General features: G+C 76.0%; 1 protein-coding gene. It reads left to right on the top strand.

The window, feature by feature from the left end; translation table 11 throughout:
* Positions 1-124 precede the first annotated feature (124 nt).
* A complete protein-coding gene (locus LN037_RS32080; RefSeq protein ID WP_230761183.1) occupies positions 125-436 on the top strand; it encodes a hypothetical protein in 312 nt (103 codons plus the stop codon).
* Positions 437-1283 lie beyond the last annotated feature (847 nt).

Below are 1283 nucleotides of genomic sequence, written 5' to 3'. Positions count from 1 at the left end.
CTCCTGCGTCGGGCTGAGCGTCGGACCACCCGATCGGTGGACCGGGCGCGTCCTGGCCCTCTCACCCCCACCGCCCCCAGGCGGGGCCGCGTCCCACCCAGCCCCGACTCCAGGGAGCCCCCCGATGGCCATCCAGTTCACCGCCTACGCCGCCCCCGCCGACGCCGAGTTCCCCCGCCACATCGAGTGCATCGAGTCCGTCGAGACCCACTCCTCGGACGCAGCGGCGCTGCTGGCGATGGCGGGGCTGTGGGACGCGGGCGACCCGCAGGGGTCCCTGGTCGGCTCCTGCCCGGCCCCGGAGCTCCTCGCCCGGATCGCCACCGGAGTCCCCACGACGGCCGGCACCGACCGGTTCGAGCGTCGGCTCGCCGAGCTCGGGTTCCTCCTCGAGGACGCGGTCATGGTCGATCACGCGATCGTCCAGTGGAGCTGAGGCTCCCGGCCCCTACGGGGCCCGCCCCTGCGGGGGGCGGGCCCCGCCGTCGCGCGGCGCGCGGCGCGCGGCCCCCGCGGCCGTCAGGGCGGGTGCGGCGGAGTGGCCGCGCCGAGCCCGGGCCGGCGAATCCCGGTCCGCGCACGCACCACCGGTGGCCGCTGGCCACGACGCTCCGCGCGCGGGTGGCCACCTGGCAGGTGGCCCGTGGTGGCCACCCAGCCGCGGAGATGGCCACCGCGAGCCGGAGGTGGCCGCCCAGGACCCCGGATGTGGCCACCCCGGTCTGGCGGTGGCCGCGCGGGGTGCGATGGGGCGTCGAGCTCCGCCGGCGGGCGCGCCGCACGGCGCACCACGGGGGACGAGCCGAGGACTAGGGGCTGCGGGGCGACGCCCAGACCCATGAATGGTGATCGTGTAGTGGAGACCGGCCCGACGGCCCCAGCGCCGCGGGGGCAGCCACTCGCGACGCCGAGCGCCGGCACGTGGGCCGGTCGGTGGGCCCGGACCCATCCGTCTCTCACCGCTCGGGCCCGCCGGCGCCAAAGGGCCGTGGTGGGCAAGACGCGCAGCAGCGCTGCGGAGGCGCCCCGAGCGTCGTGCGACTACGTCCAACGCTTCCGGGAACCGGTGTCCGGCCCAGTGCTGCCGCGCTCCTCGTGGCTTCGGAATCCCACCTCCCGTTGCTCACCGCGCCCTTTGATCTTCCTGTCTGTTGATTGTGGAACGACGGTCGAGCGACAGCTGCTCCGAGTGCTGCACGAGAACCCGGATCGGCAACGGCCCTCGGCCACTACGGCTGCGCACTCTCGCTGGGCGACTCGTGGGCGTCCTTGGCGAGAGGGGC

It is taken from the genome of Actinomycetospora soli, assembly GCF_021026295.1.
In the GTDB taxonomy this organism is placed as follows: Bacteria; Actinomycetota; Actinomycetes; order Mycobacteriales; family Pseudonocardiaceae; genus Actinomycetospora; species Actinomycetospora soli.
Note: the sequence above shows the minus strand (reverse complement) of the source record. Positions and strands in the feature narration are given on the sequence as shown.